The 17,597-nt window shown below is 75.4% G+C and carries 17 protein-coding genes and 1 tRNA gene; 13 read left to right on the forward strand and 5 right to left on the reverse strand.

Annotation, left to right across the window (positions count from 1 at the left end; genetic code table 11):
- Positions 1–6 precede the first annotated feature (6 nt).
- The 3 genes from K5O09_RS00995 to K5O09_RS01005 all read right to left on the reverse strand — a co-directional run bounded on the left by K5O09_RS00995 (position 7) and on the right by K5O09_RS01005 (position 2,738).
- Positions 7–672: a methionine ABC transporter permease gene (locus tag K5O09_RS00995; protein WP_222171050.1), complete on the reverse strand. Its 666-nt coding sequence runs from the start codon at positions 670–672 to the stop codon at positions 7–9.
- Entirely contained in the window at positions 669–1,739 is a 1,071-nt protein-coding gene (locus K5O09_RS01000; protein ID WP_222171051.1) for a methionine ABC transporter ATP-binding protein, read from the reverse strand. Before K5O09_RS01000 ends, K5O09_RS00995 begins: the two co-directional genes overlap by 4 nt.
- A gap of 102 nt (positions 1,740–1,841) precedes the next feature.
- A complete protein-coding gene (locus tag K5O09_RS01005; RefSeq protein WP_222171052.1) occupies positions 1,842–2,738 on the reverse strand; it encodes a MetQ/NlpA family ABC transporter substrate-binding protein in 897 nt (298 codons plus the stop codon).
- A 536-nt stretch (positions 2,739–3,274) separates the two neighbouring features.
- Here K5O09_RS01005 and K5O09_RS01010 point away from each other — a divergent pair.
- The 3 genes from K5O09_RS01010 (at position 3,275) to K5O09_RS01020 (ending at position 7,433) form a co-directional block, all read left to right on the forward strand.
- Positions 3,275–6,091, forward strand: coding sequence for a DNA polymerase III subunit gamma and tau (locus K5O09_RS01010; protein ID WP_222171053.1), 2,817 nt, complete (start codon positions 3,275–3,277; stop codon positions 6,089–6,091).
- 63 nt (positions 6,092–6,154) lie between these two features.
- A complete protein-coding gene (recR, locus tag K5O09_RS01015; RefSeq protein WP_222171054.1) occupies positions 6,155–6,754 on the forward strand; it encodes a recombination mediator RecR in 600 nt (199 codons plus the stop codon).
- Positions 6,755–6,824: 70 nt separating this feature from the next.
- Entirely contained in the window at positions 6,825–7,433 is a 609-nt protein-coding gene (locus K5O09_RS01020; protein ID WP_255595953.1) for a DUF5063 domain-containing protein, read from the forward strand.
- 107 nt (positions 7,434–7,540) lie between these two features.
- On the opposite strand, the gene K5O09_RS01025 is transcribed toward K5O09_RS01020, so the two are convergent.
- Entirely contained in the window at positions 7,541–7,966 is a 426-nt protein-coding gene (locus tag K5O09_RS01025) for an organic hydroperoxide resistance protein (RefSeq protein WP_222171056.1), read from the reverse strand.
- Positions 7,967–8,097: 131 nt separating this feature from the next.
- Here K5O09_RS01025 and K5O09_RS01030 point away from each other — a divergent pair, with 131 nt between their 5' ends.
- The 10 genes from K5O09_RS01030 (at position 8,098) to K5O09_RS01075 (ending at position 17,281) form a co-directional block, all read left to right on the forward strand.
- Positions 8,098–8,700 (forward strand): TetR/AcrR family transcriptional regulator, encoded by a 603-nt coding sequence (locus K5O09_RS01030; protein ID WP_222171057.1) that lies wholly within the window; start codon positions 8,098–8,100, stop codon positions 8,698–8,700.
- Positions 8,697–9,476: a TSUP family transporter gene (locus K5O09_RS01035; protein WP_222171058.1), complete on the forward strand. Its 780-nt coding sequence runs from the start codon at positions 8,697–8,699 to the stop codon at positions 9,474–9,476. The genes K5O09_RS01030 and K5O09_RS01035 overlap by 4 nt, the downstream gene beginning before the upstream one ends.
- Positions 9,477–9,601: 125 nt before the next feature.
- The gene (locus tag K5O09_RS01040) at positions 9,602–10,876 is read left to right on the forward strand and encodes an aspartate kinase (protein ID WP_222171059.1); all 1,275 of its coding nucleotides are present in this window, start codon (positions 9,602–9,604) and stop codon (positions 10,874–10,876) included.
- On the forward strand, positions 10,873–11,943 hold the full coding sequence (locus K5O09_RS01045) for an aspartate-semialdehyde dehydrogenase (protein ID WP_222171060.1): 1,071 nt from the start codon (positions 10,873–10,875) through the stop codon (positions 11,941–11,943). The genes K5O09_RS01040 and K5O09_RS01045 overlap by 4 nt, the downstream gene beginning before the upstream one ends.
- 149 nt (positions 11,944–12,092) lie before the next feature.
- The gene (locus tag K5O09_RS01050; protein ID WP_222171061.1) at positions 12,093–12,470 is read left to right on the forward strand and encodes a GntR family transcriptional regulator; all 378 of its coding nucleotides are present in this window, start codon (positions 12,093–12,095) and stop codon (positions 12,468–12,470) included.
- Complete coding sequence (locus K5O09_RS01055; protein ID WP_222171062.1) at positions 12,467–13,375, forward strand: ABC transporter ATP-binding protein; 909 nt, start codon at positions 12,467–12,469, stop codon at positions 13,373–13,375. The genes K5O09_RS01050 and K5O09_RS01055 overlap by 4 nt, the downstream gene beginning before the upstream one ends.
- Positions 13,372–14,175 carry a hypothetical protein gene (locus tag K5O09_RS01060; protein WP_222171063.1) on the forward strand — a complete coding sequence of 268 codons (804 nt, stop codon included), beginning with the start codon at positions 13,372–13,374 and terminating at the stop codon, positions 14,173–14,175. The genes K5O09_RS01055 and K5O09_RS01060 overlap by 4 nt, the downstream gene beginning before the upstream one ends.
- A gap of 83 nt (positions 14,176–14,258) precedes the next feature.
- Positions 14,259–15,206: an ABC transporter ATP-binding protein gene (locus K5O09_RS01065; RefSeq protein ID WP_222171064.1), complete on the forward strand. Its 948-nt coding sequence runs from the start codon at positions 14,259–14,261 to the stop codon at positions 15,204–15,206.
- Between the two features lies 1 nt (position 15,207).
- A complete protein-coding gene (locus K5O09_RS01070) occupies positions 15,208–15,978 on the forward strand; it encodes an ABC transporter permease (RefSeq protein ID WP_255595954.1) in 771 nt (256 codons plus the stop codon).
- An 85-nt stretch (positions 15,979–16,063) separates the two neighbouring features.
- Positions 16,064–17,281, forward strand: coding sequence for a GGDEF domain-containing protein (locus tag K5O09_RS01075; protein WP_222171066.1), 1,218 nt, complete (start codon positions 16,064–16,066; stop codon positions 17,279–17,281).
- A 224-nt stretch (positions 17,282–17,505) separates the two neighbouring features.
- Here K5O09_RS01075 and K5O09_RS01080 read toward each other — a convergent pair.
- Positions 17,506–17,579 (reverse strand) — tRNA-Pro (locus K5O09_RS01080).
- Positions 17,580–17,597 lie beyond the last annotated feature (18 nt).

Genomic DNA, 17,597 nt, shown 5'->3' on the forward strand with positions numbered 1-17,597 from the left:
CAGCGGTCAGCGCCGCAGCACCCGCCGCGCCAGGACGTTCCCGAGCATCTGCGCCAGCTGCACCATCACGACGATGACCGCCACGGCCGTCCACGTCGCGACGTCGTTGTACCGCTGGTAGCCGTAGACGATCGCGAAGTCGCCGAGCCCGCCCGCTCCGATCGCCCCGGCGACCGCGGTCATGTCGACGATGCCCACGAACAGGAACGTGAAGCCGAGGATCAGCGGGCCGAGCGTCTCGGGCACGATCACGGTCGCGATGATGCGCAGCGGGCCGGCGCCCATGGCCCGTGCCGCCTCCACGACGCCCGGGTCGAGCGCGACGAGGTTCTGCTCGACGATCCGGGAGGTGGCGAACGTCGCCATGATCGCCAGCGCCGGGATGGCGGCCCCGACGCCGAACGACGCGCCGGTGAGCGTCTGGGTCAGCGGCCGGACGGCGGTGATGAAGATGATGAACGGGATGGGCCGGACGATGTTGACCAGCACGTTCAGCACCGTGAACACCGCACGGTTCTGCAGGATGTTCCCGCGGCGGGTGACGTAGAGCGCGATGCCGAGCGCCAGCCCGCACAGCCCGCCGATCGCCAGCGCGGCGACCGCCATCTGCATCGTCTGGCCGAGCGCCGCCCACAGCGCGGGCCACAGCGAGGTCCCGTTGGGCGTGGTCATGCCGTCACCCCCTCGGCCTCGGGGCCGGCATGGTCCCCGTCGGCGTCGTGCTCGACCACCTCGGTGTGCTCCCGCAGGTCGGCGACCAGGGCGTCGACGTCCTGGTCCGCGCCGGTCAGCGCGAACGTCAGCGAGCCGAGCGGCCGCGAGCCCACCTCGGTGATCCCGCCGAACACCACGGAGCCGTCGACGTGGTGGGCGCGCAGCCGCTCGGTGATCGAGACGCCCGGCCGGCCCTCCGTCTCCCGCACGGCCACGGTGACGATCCGGCCGGGGTGCCGTTCCCGCAGGCGGGCGATGACGTCGGGCCGCGGCCGGTCGTGCAGTGCGGCTCCGATGAACCGGCGCGTGATGGCGGCCTGCGGGTGGGCGAACACGTCGTACACGTCGCCGGACTCCACGACGCGCCCGTGCTCCATGACCGCGACGCGGTTGCACAGGTAGGACACGACGGACATCTCGTGCGTGATCACGACGATCGTCACGCCGAGCTCGCGGTTGGCGCGCCGGAGCAGGTCCAGGACGTCCTTGGTGGTCTCGGGGTCCAGCGCGCTCGTCGCCTCGTCCGCGAGCAGCAGGGCCGGTGAGGCCGCGAGCGCGCGGGCGATGCCGACGCGCTGCTTCTGCCCGCCGGAGAGCTGGTCGGGGTACTGCTTCGCCTTGTCGGCCAGGCCCACGAACTCGAGCAGCTCGGCGACTCGCGCGCGGCGCTGCTCCCGGGGCCAGCGCGCGACGCGCAGCGGGTACGCGACGTTGCCGGCCACGGTGCGGGACCTCAGCAGGTTGAACTGCTGGAAGATGAACCCGATCCCCGCCCGGGCGGGGCGCAGCCCGCGCTCCGACAACCCGGTCAGGGAGGTGCCGTCGACGACGACCTCGCCGCCGGTGGGCGTCTCGAGCGCGTTGATCAGGCGCACCAGCGTGCTCTTGCCGGCGCCCGAGTAGCCGATCACGCCGAACACGTCGCCGCGCCCGATGTCGAGCGAGACGCCGTCGACGGCGCGGACCGGGCCCGAGGGCCCGTCGAACACCTTCGTGACGTCGCGCAGGGAGACCATCGCGGTCATCGGGGTCACCGTCCAGGTGGTGTGGCGGGGCAGGGTCGTGCCGTCCGGCGGGCCGGACCGCGACGGCGCCGGGCGACCTCGCGGGCCGCCCGGCGCCGGGTGTCAGGACTGGTCGCGGACCAGGTCCTCGAGGTCGGTCAGGCTCGACTGCAGCTCCTCGGGCGAGAGGTCCGGCCTCACGGCCGTGCCCTTGTTCTCGTCCTCGAGCTGGCCGACGACCTCGTCGCGCTGGTAGATCTCGACCAGCTGCGCGTACACGGGGTTGTCGGCGTCCTCGGCGCGGGCCACCCAGACGTTCGCGTACGGGCGCGCCTGGTCGGGGTCGTCGAGGTCGGAGAAGATCGCCTCGGTCGGGTCGAGTCCCGCGTCCGTCGCGAACGTGTTGTTGATGACGGCGCCGTCGAGGCTCTGGAGCTGGACCGCCGTCTGGTTCGCGTCGACCGGCACGACCGTCACGCGGGACGCCGACTCGTCGACGTCCGCCGGGGTCGACAGCGCGTCGCCGCCGCCGGTGAGGGTGACGAGGCCGGCCGCCTGCAGCACCAGCAGCGCGCGGGCCTGGTTGGTCGCGTCGTTCGGGATCGCGATCTCGGCGCCGTCGGGGATGTCGTCCGGCGTCGCGTAGCCCTTCGTCGAGTACAGCGCCAGCTGGTAGATCAGCGTGCTGCCGATCGGCGTGAGGTCGTCGCCCGCGTTGACGTTGTAGTCCGCGAGGAACAGCAGGTGCTGGAACTGGTTGAGGTCGAGCTGCCCGCTGCTCAGCGCCGGGTTCGGCTGCTGGTAGTCGGTGAAGTTCACCAGCTCGACGTCGATGCCCTCCCGCTCGGCGAGGTCCGTGAACGTCGTCCAGTACTCCTGCGCCTTGTCCGCGACGCCGATGGTGACGGTGACCGGGTTCTCGGGGTCCGCCGACGTCGGGGCCGACGGCTCGCCGCCGGAGCACGCGGCCAGCGTGCCCAGCGTGAGGGCGGCGAGGGTGGCGGTCAGTCTGCGCTTCATGGTGCGTGCCTTCCAGGTAGCCGGCCCGCGCCGTGCAAGGCGGTGCGGGCAGGGGGGTCCGGTGCGGACCGTGCGGGGCGTGACCGGCGTGCGGGGGCCGCGACGCCGGGGTGGCGGTCCCGTGGCGGCCGGGAGCGCCACGCCCAGGGGGTTCCGCCGGGGCGGGGCGCGTGAGGTCCGGTGCGTCCCGGCCGGTGCTCGCGCGGAGCGTCAGGCCGGGCGGCGGGCCCGCCGCGGGAGGCCGGAGCTGCGAGGACGCAGCGTCAGCACATTCGCTGACAGCACATGAGCCCGCAGCTCGCCCCGGCCGTGGCGCGCATCGACGGCGCGCGGTGCTCGGAAGCGGCGGGGGTGCTCACGTGCTCGACTCCTGTCCCGGTGCGGGGGCGGACGGCGGCGACGATAGCACCGGCCCGGAGTGCGCGGTCCCGCGGTCTCACGCCCCGGGGCGCCCGCCCCACCGGGCGGCAGGACCGTCCCCGGCCCGCCCGCCCGCGGGTGCCGGCCTGTGGGCGGCGGCCTCTAGAGTTCTGGGGGTGACGACAGCCCTGTACCGCCGCTACCGGCCCGAGACCTTCGCGGAGGTCGTGGGACAGGACCACGTCACCGGTCCGCTCCGCCAGGCGCTGCGCACGGGGCAGACGAACCACGCGTACCTGTTCTCCGGCCCGCGCGGCTGCGGCAAGACGACGTCGGCGCGCATCCTCGCGCGCTGCCTCAACTGCGTCGAGGGGCCGACCGACACCCCGTGCGGCGTGTGCGAGTCCTGCGTCGAGCTCGCACGCGGCGGCCCCGGCAGCCTCGACGTGGTGGAGATCGACGCGGCGAGCCACGGCGGTGTCGACGACGCGCGCGACCTGCGCGAGCGCGCGACGTTCGCGCCCGCGCGCGACCGGTACAAGGTGTTCATCCTCGACGAGGCGCACATGGTGTCGCCCCAGGGGTTCAACGCCCTGCTGAAGATCGTCGAGGAGCCGCCGGAGCACGTGAAGTTCATCTTCGCGACGACGGAGCCCGACAAGGTCATCGGCACGATCCGCTCCCGCACCCACCACTACCCGTTCCGGCTCGTGCCGCCGGACGTGATGGTCGGCTACCTCGACCAGCTCTGCCGCGCGGAGGGCGTCCAGGTCGGGTCCGGCGTGCTCCCGCTCGTCGTGCGGGCCGGCGGGGGGTCCGTCCGCGACTCGCTCTCCGTGCTCGACCAGCTCATCGCGGGCTCGGGGCCCGAGGGGCTGGACTACGAGGCCGCGGTCGCGCTGCTCGGCTACACCCACGCCTCCCTGCTCGACGACCTGGTCGAGGCGGTGGCCGCCCGGGACGGCGCCAGCGCGTTCCGGGTGGTCGAGCGCGTCATCGCCACCGGCCACGAGCCGCGCCGGTTCGTGGAGGACCTGCTCGAGCGGCTGCGCGACCTCATCGTCCTGGCGGCGTCCGGCGACGCCGCGGCCGCCGTGCTCCGCGACGTGCCCGGCGACCAGCTCGCCCGGATGCAGGCGCAGTCCGCCCACCTGGGCGCCGCCGAGCTGTCCCGGTCCGCCGACCTCGTCAACGCCGCGCTCACCGAGATGACCGGGGCGACGTCGCCACGCCTCCACCTCGAGCTGCTCGTGGCGCGGCTGCTGCTCCCCGCGCTCGACGACTCCGCCGCCGGGCTCGGCGCGCGTCTCGACCGGCTCGAACGGGACGGGGTCCGCGTCGGCGCGGCGGCCGCACCGGGTGCCGGGGACGGGGGCTCGGGAGCCGGGCCGGCCGCCGGAGCGCGCCAGGCCCCCGGGTCCTTCGCGCCGGCCGCACCCGTCGAGCGCGTCGCCGTGGTCACGCCGGCTGAGCCGCCCCCGGCCGGGCCGGCTGCCCCCGCGGGGTCTGCTCCCGCGCGGCCTGCGGTCGAGCCGTCGGGCACGGAGCGGTCCACCGCCGCGCCCGCCGCGGAGGGCGCACCCGCCGCGGGGCCCGACGCCGCCGTGGTCTCCGACGGCGCCGTGGCGCCCGCCGCTGAGCCGGCACCTGCCGCGCCGTCGGCACCTGCCACGCCGTCGGCACCTGCCGGCGCGGCGCCGTCCACCTCCGCGCCGGCGTCCGGGGCGACGCCGGACGCCGGCGGCGACACCACCTGGCCGGACGTCCCCGCGCCCGGCCGGCGCGGGACAGCGGGTGCCCCCGTCGACGAGGGTCCCGTCGACGCGGCGGAGCAGCCGGAGGCTGCCGGACCCGACGCCGCGCCGGTCGCCGCCGCGCCACCGTCGGCGGACGCCGCGACCCCCGATCCCGTCGTCCACGACGTGCCGGTCGCCGAGCCCGTCGCCCCGGTGGAGCGCCCCGCCGGGGCGCCCGGCGGCGGCGACACCGAGGTGCTGCGCCGCCGCTGGCCCGAGGTGCTCGACACGCTCGGCCGGCTCAAGAAGACCACGTGGGTGCTCATCAGCCAGAACGCCCAGGTCGTCGAGCTCGACGCCACGACCCTGCGCCTGGGCTTCTCGGCCCCCGGGCTGGCGTCGGCGTTCCGGTCCGGGCCGCACGCGGACCTGGTGCAGCAGGCGGTGCGGGAGACGCTCGGGTTCTCGGTGAAGGTCGAGCCCGTGCTCGCCGGCCCGGGGTCCGCTGCGGGACGGCCCGCCGACCCGCAGGGCCCGGCGCCCGCCGGCGCCCGCGGTGGCGCCCCGTCGGCCGCGGAGGCGGCCGCGTCGTGGGACGCGCCCGCGGCCCGGTCCGCGCCCGAGCCGGGTGCGCGCGCGTCGCACGACGGCCCGGGCCCCGGCGCGGCCCCGGACGGCCCCGCCGACGACGACCCCGACGGGGCGCCTCGCCCCGGCGGCCCGGACGAGCGCCCGGTCGCGGGGCAGCCGGGCGGGGTACGCGGTCCCGCCTCCGCCGGTCCGTCCGCGCGGACACCCGGACGGGGCGCCGGCGACGGGCACCCGGCGCACCCCGCCGCCGCGCCCGGCGACACGGCCGGGTCCGCGGCCGGTGAGGGCGGCGCCGGTCGTCCGCGGACCCCACGGGACGACGCGTCGCCCGGCCCCGGCCCCGCCGGTGACCGGGCCCCCTCCGCCCCGCCGCCGTGGGACGCCGACCCGGACGACCCCGGCGCGCCCGAGCCGCCGCCCGAGGACGACTGGGCCCCGGCCCCGCCGAGCGGCGCGGACCGCGTGCGGGCCGCCGCGCGCGCCGCGGCCGCAGGCGGTGCTGGCGGTGCGGGCACGGCGCAGGCCGGTCCCCGCCTGACGTGGGCGGACGACGAGCCCTCCATGGACGACCCGGACATCGGGTCGTCCGGGCTGTCCGGCGTCCCGCTGCTCGCGCAGATGCTGGGAGCGACGGTCGTCGAGGAGCCGGACGACCGCACGTCCTGAGCCGGCGGGGCCGGCCGGAGCGGCGCGGGGGCCCGCGTCGGTGCCGGGCCGTAGGCTGTCCGCGTGTACGAAGGCGCGGTCCAGGACCTGATCGACGAGCTCGGGCGGCTGCCCGGGGTCGGGCCGAAGAGCGCCCAGCGCATCGCGTTCCACATCCTCGCGGCCGACCCGACGGACGTGCGCCGGCTGGTCGACGCCCTCACGGAGGTCAAGGCCCGCGTCCGGTTCTGCGTGCAGTGCGGGAACGTCGCGGAGGAGGACCTCTGCCGCATCTGCCGCGACCCCCGGCGCTCCCCGGCGGTGCTCTGCGTCGTCGAGGAGCCCAAGGACGTCGTGGCGATCGAGCGCACGCGTGAGTTCCGCGGGCGGTACCACGTGCTGGGCGGGGCGATCAACCCGATCGCGGGCGTCGGCCCGGACGACCTGCGCATCAAGGACCTCATGACGCGCCTGGCCGACGGCACGGTCACCGAGGTGATCCTGGCGACGGACCCGAACGTCGAGGGCGAGGCCACGGCCACGTACCTCGCGCGGCTCCTGGTGCCGATGGGTCTGACGATCAGCCGGCTGGCGTCGGGCCTGCCGGTCGGCGGGGACCTGGAGTACGCGGACGAGGTCACGCTGGGCCGCGCGTTCGAGGGCCGTCGCCGGATCAGCGCCTGACCTGGGTGTCCGCCGGGAGGCGTGGCCTCCCGTTGGGCGTGTCGCGGCGGTGGGGGGCACGATGGCCCGCGTGACCCGATCTGACGACGCACCCGTCACCGCCGCCGCGCCGGACGTCGACGCCGAGGCCGCGGACCTGCGCGCCGTCGCCGAGTCGGTCGCGCGGGAGTCCCGGGCCTTCCTCTCGACGGTCACGGAGGTCGGCGCCGGCGCGAACCCGGACGCCGCGATCCCGCTGCTGCTGCTCGCCGTGTCGGACGTGCTGGGGGTCGGCGCCCGGCTCGGGGCGATCGTCGACGTGGTGCCGAACGAGCGGTACGAGCCGGACGTCGGCCCGGACCCGGACGTCGACCCGCTGCGGTCGGCTCTGGCGAACGTCCTGGACGGTGTGGACGAGTACGCGGAGGTCGTCGACCCGGTGCTCGGCGCGGAGGTGACCGCAGCCACGCTGTCGGGGGACCTGGTGGCGATCGCCGGGGCGCTGGTCCAGGGGCTGCGGCACTACGACCGGGGGCACGTGCTCGAGGCCCTGTGGTGGTGGCAGTTCTCGTACCTGTCGGCGTGGGGCGAACGGGCGTCGAGCGTGCTGCGCACCCTGCAGACCCTGCTCGCCCACCTGCGGCTGGACGTCGAGGACGACGTCGCCGCCGAGGCGGAGTACGACGCCTTGCAGCGCTGAGACCGCGCGGGGCGTCCGCAACCGCGTCCCGCACGCCTGCGGCGGAGGTCCCCTGCACCCGGGTGCCGTGCCGACCCCGCGCCGCGCGAGGCGGCGCGGGGACCGGGTCAGCCGACGGTGGTCTCGAGCGTGACCTCGATGTTGTCGCGCGTGGCGTTGGAGTACGGGCAGACCTGGTGCGCCTGCGCGACGAGCCGCTCGGCGGTCTCCTGGTCGACGCCGCCGAGCTCGACGCGCAGCGCGGCCTCGAGGGTGTAGCCGCCGGACCCGTCCGGCAGGATCCCGACCTCGGCGACGACGGCGGAGTCCCGGATCGGTGTCCTCGCCGCGGCCGCCACGCCCTTGAGGGCGGAGTGGAAGCACGCCGCCCACCCGGCCGCGAACAGCTGCTCGGGGTTCGTGCCGCCGCCGGGGCCGCCCATGGCCGGTGGCACGGCCAGCGTCAGGTCCAGCACGGCGTCGTCGGTGGCGACCCGGCCCCCGGCCCGGCCCTCGCCGGTCGACGTCGCGACGGCGGTGTAGACGGCGCTCATGCGGTGCTCCTCGTGCTCGACGCTGGTAGACGAACTAGTACGTCTACAGTGAATCACGCAGGAGGGCGACGTGCCAGACTGGATCGGCGCGCGGGCGACGTCCCGCTGCACCGACCCGAGGGGAGCCTGCCGTGCCGACGCCCGCGCCGACGTCCGCATCCCCCGTCGCGGCCCGCATCCTCGACGCCGCCGTCCGGCGCTTCGCCGCCGACGGCATCCGCACCGTCAGCGCCGACCGCGTCATCGCCGAGGCCGGGGTCTCGAAGGTCACGTTCTACCGGCACTTCCCGACCAAGGACGCGCTGGTGGTCGCGTACCTGACGGCGGTCGCCGAGGCCGAGCGCGCCGCGGTCGACGAGTACCGGGCCGCGCACCCCGGGGACGCGCGCGCGGTGCTCGACGCCTACGCGGACGTGCTCGGCGGTGCGGCGTGCCTGCCCGGATTCCGCGGCTGCCCGTTCATCAACGCCGCGGCGGAGTACGCCGACCCGGGCCACCCGGTCCGGGCGGTGGTCGCCGAGCACCGCAGGTGGATGGTGTCCACCGCCACGGAGCTGCTCACCGCGCTGGGTGTGCCCGGCGCGGCGGCCGCCGCCGAGGAGCTCGTCATGCTCCGAGACGGCGCGATGGTCGCGGGCTACGTCGGTGGTCCGGACACCGGTGAGGCGGTCGCCGGGCACCTGCGTCGCGCCGGCGCGGCGATCGTGGCGGCGCACCGCCCGCCCGCCTCGTGACGGTCTCGGGGCTCGAGCTCACCGTCGGCACGGTGCTGCTGCTGGTGCTCGCCGGCTTCGCCGCGGGGTGGGTCGACGCCGTCGTCGGAGGGGGCGGGCTGGTCCAGCTCCCCGCGCTGCTGCTCGTGCCCGGCATCAGCCCGGTGCAGGCGCTCGCGACGAACAAGCTCGCCGGCGTCCTGGGGACGTCCGTCAGCGCCGCGACCTACTACCGCCGTGTGCAACCCGGCCTCTCGACGGCCGGGCCCATGGCGCTCGCGGCGCTCACCGGCGCGGCGGGCGGGGCGGGGCTCGCGTCGTCGCTGCCCGAGGACGTGTTCGTGCCCGTGATCCTCGTGGCGCTGGTCGCGGTCGCCGCGTACACGGTGGCCCGTCCGCAGGTCGGCCGTTCCACCGCCCTGCGCTGGCAGGGCCGCACGCACCTGGCCGTGGCGCTGGGGCTCGGGGCGGGCATCGGGTTCTACGACGGCCTCCTCGGCCCGGGGACGGGGTCGTTCCTGGTCATCGCGCTGGTGGGCGTGCTCGGGTACGCGTTCCTCGAGGCGTCCGCCCAGGCGAAGATCGTGAACGCCGCCACCAACCTCGGCGCGCTCGTCGTCTTCGCGGCGCAGGGCGCCCCGCTGTGGCGGCTGGGGCTGCTGGTCGGCGCGGCGAACGTCCTCGGCTCGTACCTCGGGGCGCGCACCGCCGTCGCCCGGGGCAGCGGGTTCGTGCGCGTCGTGTTCCTCGTCGTCGTGGCGGTGCTGATCGTGCGGCTGGCCGCCTCGCTGCTCTAGCCGCGACAGCCCGGTCCCGCGATGCGGGCGGCCCGGGAGGGCGGGCGCCGGCGCGTCCTAGACTTCGCCCGACCCCTGCCGGTCGCCCCCGCGGCCGGACCCCGCCACCCGGAAAGTCCCCACTCGTGGCCCTCATCGTGCAGAAGTACGGCGGTTCGTCGGTCGCCGACGCCGACAGCATCAAGCGCGTCGCGAAGCGGATCGCGGAGGCCCGGCGCGCGGGCGACGACGTGGTGGTGGTCGTGTCCGCGATGGGCGACACGACGGACGAGCTCATCGACCTCGCGCAGCAGATGACCCCGCTGCCGCCGTCGCGGGAGATGGACATCCTGCTGACCGCGGGCGAGCGGATCTCCATGTCGCTGCTCGCGATGGCGATCAGCAGCCTGGGTGTGGAGGCGCAGTCGTTCACCGGCCAGCAGGCGGGCGTCATCACCGACGAGGTGCACGGCAAGGCACGCATCATCGACGTCACGCCGAGCCGCATCGCCGCCGCGCTGGCCTCCGGCGCCGTGGCCATCGTCGCGGGGTTCCAGGGCGTCACCCAGCACACCAACGACGTCACGACGCTCGGCCGCGGCGGCTCCGACACCACCGCGGTCGCGCTCGCGGCCGCCCTGCAGGCCGACGTCTGCGAGATCTACACCGACGTGGACGGCGTGTTCACCGCGGACCCGCGCATCGTGCCGTCCGCCCGCAAGATCGACCGGATCAGCTACGACGAGATGCTCGAGATGGCGGCCAGCGGCGCGAAGGTGCTGATGCTGCGCTGCGTCGAGTACGCCCGCCGCTACGCGGTGCCCGTGCACGTGCGGTCGTCGTTCTCCACGCACACGGGCACGCTCGTCACCGACGCGCCGAACGAAGAAGGAGCACCGATGGAGCAGCCGATCATCGCCGGCGTCGCGCACGACCGCAGCGAGGCCAAGATCACGATCGTCGACGTCCCGGACGTGCCGGGCAAGGCCGCGCGCATCTTCGAGGTCGTCGCGGCCGCGGGCGTGAACCTCGACATGATCGTGCAGAACGTCTCCGTCGCGGCGACCGGCCGCACGGACATCTCCTTCACGCTGCCCGCGAGCGACGGCGCCGCGGCGACGACCGCCCTGACGGAGCACCAGCCGGACATCGGCTTCACGTCGCTGCAGTACGACGACACGATCGGCAAGCTCTCGCTGATCGGCGCGGGGATGAAGTCGCACCCCGGGGTGTCCGCGCGGCTGTTCGCGGCGCTGTCGGAGGCCGGGATCAACATCGAGATGATCTCCACGTCGGAGATCCGCATCTCCGTCGTCACGCGGTCCGACCAGCTCGACGAGGCCGTCCGCGCGGTGCACACCGCCTTCGACCTGGACAGCGCCGACGAGCAGGCCGTGGTGTACGGAGGGACGGGACGATGAGCGAGCAGGCGCGCGCCGGGCTGCGGGTCGGGGTCGTCGGGGCGACGGGCCAGGTCGGTGCCGTCATGCGGCGGCTGCTGGAGGAGCGGGACTTCCCCGTCGCGGAGATCCGCTACTTCGCCTCCGCGCGGTCGGCGGGCTCGACGCTGCCGTGGCGCGGGCGCGACGTCGTCGTGGAGGACGCCGCGACCGCCGACCCGAGCGGGCTCGACATCGCGCTGTTCTCCGCGGGCGGCGCGACCTCGAAGGCCCAGGCGCCGCGGTTCGCGGCGGCGGGCGTCACCGTGGTCGACAACTCGTCCGCCTGGCGCATGGACCCCGACGTGCCGCTGGTCGTCTCCGAGGTGAACCCCGGTGCGCTCGACGCCATCCCGAAGGGCATCGTCGCGAACCCCAACTGCACGACCATGGCGGCCATGCCCGTGCTGCGGGTGCTGCACGAGGAGGCCGGGCTCCGCCGGCTGATCGTGTCGACGTACCAGGCGGTGTCCGGCAGCGGGCTCGCGGGCGCGCAGGAGCTGGACGGCCAGGTGCGCGCGGCGGTCGAGCAGGACACGCTCGCGCTCGTGCACGACGGGTCCGCCGTGACGTTCCCGGAGCCGGTGAAGTACGTCGCCCCGATCGCGTTCAACGTCATCCCGCTGGCGGGGTCGATCGTCGACGACGGCCTGCTGGAGACCGACGAGGAGCAGAAGCTCCGCCACGAGTCGCGCAAGATCCTGGGCATCCCGGACCTGCTGGTGTCCGGCACGTGCGTGCGGGTGCCGGTGTACACCGGCCACTCGCTGTCGGTGAACGCGGAGTTCGAGCGGCCGATCACCCCGCAGCGTGCGTACGAGCTGCTCGCCGGCGCGCCGGGGGTGCAGCTCGCGGACGTGCCGACGCCGCAGGCCGCCGCGGGCGCGGACCCGTCCCTGGTGGGGCGCATCCGGCAGGACCCGGGCGCGCCGGACGGCCGGGGCCTCGCGCTGTTCATCTCGAACGACAACCTCCGCAAGGGCGCGGCCCTCAACGCCGTGCAGGTCGCGGAGCTGCTGGCCGCGCGCCTGGGCGCCGCCCGGGCCTGACGCCTCGTCGAGCCCGCCCGGCGGATACGACGGCACGACCGTCGCGTCCGCCGGGCGGGCTCTGTGCTGCCCGGGCTTGTGCGGACGTGAGGTGCTGTGGTTCATTAGTGGAGTAACGAACCACAGGACCGGCGAGGAGGTGGGTGCGCGTGTTCGACGGGCGTGACCCCATCTACGTGCAGATCGCCGACCAGATCCGCCAGGACGTCCTGCGGGGCGACCTCCAGCCCGAGGAGCAGGTGATGAGCACGACGCAGTACGCCACCACCTTCCGCATCAACCCCGCCACGGCGGCCAAGGCCTTCGCGCAGCTCGTCGACGACGGGATCCTGTACAAGCGCCGCGGCGTCGGCATGTTCGTGGCCCCGGGCGCGCCCGACCGGCTGCGCGCCGAGGGGCGTGAGTCGTTCTTCGCAGAGGTCGTCGACCCGGTCGCGGAGCGGGCCCGCGCGCTCGGCATCCCGCTCGAGGACGTCGTGGCGCGACTGCGCGACCACGCGGCGCGCCAGGGCGGGGAGGCGTCGTGACCGCCCTCGACGTCGAGGTCCAGGACCTCACCGTGCGCTACGGGCGGACCGTCGCCCTCGACGGCGTGACGCTCAGTGTCCCCGCCGGTGCCATCACCGGTCTCCTCGGCCGCAACGGCTCGGGCAAGACCACGCTCGCGTCCGTGGTCGCGGCGTTCCGACGGCCGACGGCCGGACGGGTGCTCGTCGGGGGCCGCGAGCCCTGGGAGGACGAGGAGGTCGTGCCGCGCATCCTGCTGGTCCGTGAGTCCGGCGACGTGCTCGACACCGAGACGCTGCGCACCAACCTCCGCTACACGGCGGACAGCCGCCCCGCGTTCAGCCGGGAGGTCGCCGAGCGCCTCATGGACCGGTTCGCGCTCGACCCCGGCGCCAAGCCCCAGAAGCTGTCCCGCGGCCAGAAGTCCGCGTTCGGGATCGTCCTCGCCGTCGCGGCGCGCGCCGACCTCACCATCCTCGACGAGGTGCACCTGGGGCTCGACGCCCCGGCCCGGTACGCGTTCTACGACGCGCTCCTGGAGGACTACGTCGAGCACCCCCGCACCGTCCTGCTGTCGAGCCACCTCATCGCGGAGGTCGAGCGCCTGCTGGAGCACGTCGTCGTGATCGACCACGGACGGGTGCTGCTCGCGCAGGAGGCGGACGAGCTGACGTCGCGCGGTGTGTCCGTCACCGGCGCCGTGCGGGAGGTCGAGCGCTTCGTCGTCGGGCGTACCGTGCTCGGCCGGCAGCAGCTCGGCGGGACGGCCCAGGCCACCGTGCTCGCCACGTTGTCGGACGCGGAGCTCGCTGACGCCCGCTCGGTGGGCCTGGAGATCGGCCCGGTGCCGCTGCAGGACCTGTTCGTCCACCTGACCGCGGAGGGCGCCGGCGAAGTCGTCCAGGAGCTGGGGAGGGTCCGATGACCACCGCGCACGCACCGTCGCCCGCGGCCGGCGCCGCCCGCGGCAGGCCGCTGTGGCCGGCCGGCACGCCCCGCCGGCGGGGGCCCGCGCTCCGCACCGCCCGGAACCTGCTGAGATGGTTCGCGCCGATCGCCGGGATCTACGCCGCGATCCTCGTCGTGGTGGTCGTCGCCGTGCCCCTGGTGGTCGCGGCCGTCGGCCACGTCGAGATGTCCGTGGTCTGGTTCGCCCGCCAGAGCGGCATCTGGTTCCCCTTCTCGGTGCTCATCGGCGTGGCCTCCGTGCACCCGACGGTGCACGTCGCGAACGGCATGACACGGCGCAGCTACGTGCACGGCACCCTGGGGGCGGTGGTCGTGATCGCTGCCGTGTTCTCGGCCGCGATGACGGCCGGGCTGCTCGCCGAGCGCACGTGGTACCGGGCGATGGGGTGGGACTGGGGGCTGGTGGACGGCTGGTTCGCGCCGTCCGAGGGCCTGGCCGCCGCCTTCGTCAGCTATCTGGCGACCTACGTCGTGGCCCACCTGTCCGGGCTGCTCGTCGGCACCGTCTACGCAGTGGGCGGCGGCTGGTGGGGCACCCTGACGCTCCCGCTCACGGTCGGCCCGGTCCTGCTCGTCGCGACTCTCGTGGGCGACGGCGGGGGCTGGCGGCCGGTCGCCGACCTGACCGGCGGGGAGCCGGGCACCGGCACCGCACCGTTCGTGGTCCTGGCCGTGGCGGCGATCCTGGCGGTGGCGCTCGCGTCCGCCTTCTCCGTCCTGACCCGCCGTCGCGCGATCGCGCCCCGCAGGGGCTGACCCGCGCACCGTGCGCGGCGGCCCGGGAGCGGCCGTGCACCCCCGCACCTCCCGCACGTCCGAGCCGAGGAGGAACGACCCGCATGACCCGCACCGAGCCCGTGATCCACGCGGAGCACCTGCACAAGCGCTACGGCAGCACCGTGGCCGTCGCCGACGTCGGCCTCACCGTCCAGAGGGGGGAGATCGTCGGCATCCTCGGCCGCAACGGTGCCGGCAAGACCACGACCGTCGAGATCATCGGCGGCCTGCGCGACCGGGACGGCGGCGACGTCCGCGTCCTCGGGCTCGACCCGGGCGGGCCGGCGCGCGACCGGGCGGCCCTGCGCGAGCGCGTCGGCCTGCAGCTCCAGGAGTCGGCGCTGCCGGCCCGCATCACCGTGCGGGAGGCGGTCGAGGAGTACGCCTGCTTCTACGACGACCCGGCCGACCCGTCGACCCTGCTGCGCGACCTGGACCTGCTCGACAAGGCCGGCACGCGGTTCGCCGCGTTGTCCGGCGGGCAGAAGCAGCGCCTGTCGATCGCCCTCGCGCTCGTCGGCAACCCGGAGATCGCGGTCCTCGACGAGCTGACGACGGGGCTGGACCCCCAGGCCCGCCGCGACACGTGGTCCGTGGTCGAGCGCGTGCGGGAGCGCGGCGTGACGATCCTGCTGGTCACGCACATCATGGAGGAGGCGGAGCGGCTCTGCGACCGGGTGGTCCTGGTCGACGCCGGCCGGGTGGTCGCCGAGGGGTCGCCCGCCGAGGTCGCCGCTCGCGTCGGTGCCGACCAGTCGCTGGTCTTCCGCCCGTCGTCGCCCCCCGACCTCGCGGTGCTGCGCGCGCTGCCCGCGGTGTCCGGCGTCGAGGAGCGACCGGCGGGCGTGCTGGAGGTCCGCGGCACCGGCAACGTGGTGCAGGACGTCATGGTCGTCCTCGCGGCCGACGGCATCCGCCCGGACGACCTGCGCGTCGGCCGGACCACGCTCGAGGACGCGTTCGTCCGCCTCACCGGTGCGGACGCCCGGCCCGTCGCCCGGGAGGCCTGAGGTGTCCGCGACCAGTCCCCGCGTCCTCGCCCGCGTGACCGCCGTCGAGGCACGCCTCGCGCTCCGGGATCCCGCCACCGTGTTCTTCGCCCTGCTCTTCCCGGCCGTGCTGCTGACCGTGCTCGGGCTCGCGACGCCGTCGGGATCCGCCCCGTACGACCCGTCGGACCCCCTCCTCGCGACGATCTCGGGGATCACCGGCTACACCCCGATCGTGCTGACCCTCGCGGTCGGGACGGTGGCGCTGTCGTCCTACCCGACGGTCGTCGCCACGTACCGGGGGCAGGGTGTGCTGCGCCGGCTCTCGACGACACCGCTGCCGCCGTCGCGGCTCCTGCTCGCGCAGATCGTCGTGAACGTCGCGGCGCTGCTCCTCGCCGCCGTGCTCACGCTGACGCTCGGCATGCTCGTCGTCGACGTGAGCGCGCCCGAGCGGCCCGGCGTCGTGCTGGCGGCGTTCCTGCTCACCGCGGCGTCGACATTCGGGCTCGGGTCCCTCGTCGCGGCGCGGGCGCCCACCGCCGGGGCGGCGAACGGCATCGGCATGACGCTGTACGTCGTCTCGCTGTTCTTCGCGGGCGTGTGGCTGCCGCTCCCGATCATGCCCGAGGCCGTCCAGCGGATCGCCGCGTGGACGCCGCTCGGCGCCGGGTCGCAGGCGATGCTGGCCGGGTGGGTGGGCGACGGCGTCCCGGTCCGGGAGCTGCTGGTGATGGCCGGCTGGACCGTCGTGCTCGTCCCGGTCGCCGCGCGCGTGTTCCGCTGGCGCTGAGGCGGACCGCAGCATCTCGCGCAGATCTTGTGGACGACTCAACCACTTCCTGAAGGTGGCGCCCTCTCCGGCCGATGGGTCACCTGTGACCTCCTCGGCGACCGACGACCTCCGCGAGCGCACCGGCGCGCCCGTGGTCGTCCGCCTGCTCGCCCAGGTCCCGGCGCCGTTCCGCGTCGGCGGTGACGCGGCCACGGCCGGGCGGGTCCTGCTGCTCTTCGCCGGCGCGGTCGTGGTGATCGGCGCGGTGTTCCTCGGCGCCGACCAGCACGAGCTCGTCGTCCTCGCCTCCACGTCCACCGCGATGCTGCTGCTGGTCCTCGTGAGCCTGCGGGTGCCGTGGCGTCGGGGCTCCCGGGCGACGCTCGCCTTCCCCGTCGTGCTGCTGCTCGCGCTCGGCGTGCTGGGCCCGACCACCTCCGGGATCGCGGGGGCCTTCCTCGGCCTCATCCCGCTCTGCTTCGTCTACGTCGGCCTGTTCCACCGCGGCAGGGACGCCCTCGCGCTGCTGCCGATGGCGTGGTGCGCCTACATCGCGATGGTGACGGCGCTGGGGGGCAGGGTCGTCGTGCGGCTCGCGGTGTACGGCATCACCTGGTGGGCGATCGCGCAGGTGCTGGCGCTCACGATCGCCTACCAGCGCGCCATCCTCCGCTCGCTCCGCGCCGACGCCCGCACGGACGCGCTCACCTCTCTCGGCAACCGCCGGGGGCTCGACGACCGGCTCGCCGCCGCGCGCCCGGGCGACTGCGTGGTCATCTGCGACCTCGACCACTTCAAGGACGTCAACGACACGCACGGCCACGCGATGGGGGACCACGTGCTCGAGCGATTCGGCCACGCTGTCGACCAGCACCTGCGCCGCCGCGACTACGCCGCCCGGTACGGCGGTGAGGAGTTCGTGCTCGTCCTGCCGCGCACCGAGCCCGTCCAGGCCGTCAACATGCTCCGCGCGCTGCGCGCCGAGTGGGCGGAGGAGGGCACCGGCGTCACGTTCTCCGCGGGCATCGCGCGCGTCACGGCGACGACGCCGCCCGGCAGCGCGTTGGCCGCGGCGGACATCGCGCTGTACCGGGCGAAGCAGGCGGGGCGGGACCGGTTCCGCATCGCGACGGCGGCCCTGGACGCCCCTCGCGCCGCGGAGGCGCCGACCGCCGGGGCGCAGGCGTCCCACGCGGGCCGGCACGACCTGGGCCGACCCGACGCGGCACCGGCCGGTGAGCGCGCCGCCGGGCCGGACGGCTCGGACGCAGAGCGTCCCGGTGCCGACCCCGACAGGCGGGGCACCCGGTCGGGCTGCTGAGCCCCACCCGGGGGACGGGGCGCGCCGCGGCCGCGGGCTGCGGCTCCGCCCGACGACTTGGCACCGCCGGATCTCCGCCGGTGGGACAGTGCCCACGGGCCCGGTGCCCACGGGCTCGGTGCCGCGCAGGCACGTGACCGTCTCGGCGCCCCGCGCCGGGGAACCACGAAGGCCCGGACCGTGCGGTCCGGGCCTTCGCCGATGCCGTGCTGCGACATCACCGGTCGGGGTGGCGGGATTCGAACCCACGACCTCCTCGTCCCGAACGAGGCGCGCTACCAAGCTGCGCCACACCCCGGTGAAGCCCGCCCAGCAT

Source organism: Cellulomonas sp. C5510 (assembly GCF_019797765.1).
Classification (GTDB): Bacteria; Actinomycetota; Actinomycetes; order Actinomycetales; family Cellulomonadaceae; genus Cellulomonas.

Excerpts from the sequence above, each read along its gene's own strand:
- K5O09_RS00995 (WP_222171050.1), bottom strand. The coding sequence starts at position 672 with ATGACCACGCCCAACGGGACCTCGCTGTGGCCCGCGCTGTGGGCGGCG.
- K5O09_RS01000 (WP_222171051.1), bottom strand. The coding sequence starts at position 1,739 with ATGACCGCGATGGTCTCCCTGCGCGACGTCACGAAGGTGTTCGACGGG.
- K5O09_RS01005 (WP_222171052.1), bottom strand. The coding sequence starts at position 2,738 with ATGAAGCGCAGACTGACCGCCACCCTCGCCGCCCTCACGCTGGGCACG.
- K5O09_RS01025 (WP_222171056.1), bottom strand. The coding sequence starts at position 7,966 with ATGAGCGCCGTCTACACCGCCGTCGCGACGTCGACCGGCGAGGGCCGG.
- K5O09_RS01045 (WP_222171060.1), top strand. The coding sequence starts at position 10,873 with ATGAGCGAGCAGGCGCGCGCCGGGCTGCGGGTCGGGGTCGTCGGGGCG.
- K5O09_RS01060 (WP_222171063.1), top strand. The coding sequence starts at position 13,372 with ATGACCACCGCGCACGCACCGTCGCCCGCGGCCGGCGCCGCCCGCGGC.
- K5O09_RS01065 (WP_222171064.1), top strand. The coding sequence starts at position 14,259 with ATGACCCGCACCGAGCCCGTGATCCACGCGGAGCACCTGCACAAGCGC.